This window comes from Tritonibacter sp. SIMBA_163 (assembly GCF_046535935.1).
Taxonomy (GTDB): Bacteria; Pseudomonadota; Alphaproteobacteria; order Rhodobacterales; family Rhodobacteraceae; genus Epibacterium; species Epibacterium scottomollicae.
The window spans coordinates 1-242 of record NZ_JAWJBP010001175.1 but is presented as its reverse complement, the minus strand read 5'-3'; the positions used below and the strand labels follow the sequence as shown (position 1 = coordinate 242).

1 protein-coding gene is annotated in these 242 nt (G+C 62.4%); it reads right to left on the bottom strand.

The annotated features are described in order from the left end of the window. Nucleotides 1-67 precede the first annotated feature (67 nt). A complete protein-coding gene (locus R0J92_RS26025) occupies nucleotides 68-229 on the bottom strand; it encodes a hypothetical protein (protein ID WP_411053817.1) in 162 nt (53 codons plus the stop codon). Nucleotides 230-242: the final 13 nt, after the last annotated feature.

Here is a 242-nt window from a genome sequence, read left to right as displayed (position 1 = left end):
GTTGTCGTCTGCGGCGACAACCACCTTCCCGTCGGTGTGCTCGCACCGATTAGAGCATCTTGCGTCATCACGTCCCGTACCCGCACGACTTGAAGTAGTTGAGGCTTTCCTGCGGCGTGACCGTTCGCAACGCCTCGACCAGCCGTTGGCCGATCGCGTCGAAGTCCGGCGGGCGATGCCGACGCAGGCGGGCCTTGACCTTGCTCCACAGCTTCTCGATGGGATTCAAGTCCGGCGAGTAT